The sequence below is a fragment of the Mesorhizobium sp. P5_C1 genome (assembly GCF_054049815.1).
In genome coordinates this window covers 1-667 of sequence record NZ_JBFULQ010001303.1, presented here as the reverse complement: position 1 = coordinate 667, position 667 = coordinate 1, and the positions used below count along the sequence as shown (strand labels likewise).

The following is a 667-nucleotide window of genomic DNA, read 5'->3' as shown; positions in this document are numbered from 1 at the left end:
CCCAGACGGTCGATCACAAGCAGGAGGTTGCCATGCTGAAGCTTCCGAAATTCGTTGCCGCGGCGGTGCAGGCGGCACCCGTCTTTCTCGATACGCCAGCGACGGTGGAGAAGGCGGTCGAGCTGATCCGCGAGGCAAGGGCCAACGGGGCGGATATCATCGCCTTCCCGGAAGTGTTTATCCCGGGCTATCCGTACTGGAGCTGGATCACCGATCCGGTGACGGGCGGAGCCTGGTTCGACAAACTGGCGCGCGCCGCCATCACCGAGCCGGGACCGGAGGTCGACATCCTGCGCAGCGCTGCACGCGATGCCGGCATCCATGTCGTGATCGGCATCAACGAGCGCAGCCTGAGGTCTGTTGGCACTCTCTACAACACGCTTTTGACCATAGGACCCGACGGATCCCTGCTCGGCAAGCACCGCAAATTGATGCCAACCTGGGCCGAGAAGCTGACTTGGGCGCCCGGTGACGGGGCCGGGCTGAGAGTTTACGACACTGCAATCGGGCCTCTTGGCGCGCTTGCCTGCGGCGAGAACACAAACACCCTTGCGCGCTTCACGCTCCTCGCACAAGGCGAACTGGTTCATGTCGCCAGCTACATTTCGCTGCCCGTTGCGCCGCCCGACTACGACATGGCTGAGGCCATAAAGCTGCGCGCCATGGC

At 63.4% G+C, this 667-nt stretch carries 1 protein-coding gene; it reads left to right on the top strand.

Features of this window, described 5'->3' with window-relative positions:
• Positions 1 to 32 precede the first annotated feature (32 nt).
• Positions 33 to 667 (top strand): nitrilase-related carbon-nitrogen hydrolase (locus tag ACXJ7R_RS35515; protein ID WP_457155858.1); only part of this gene is annotated, 635 nt, incomplete at its 3' end.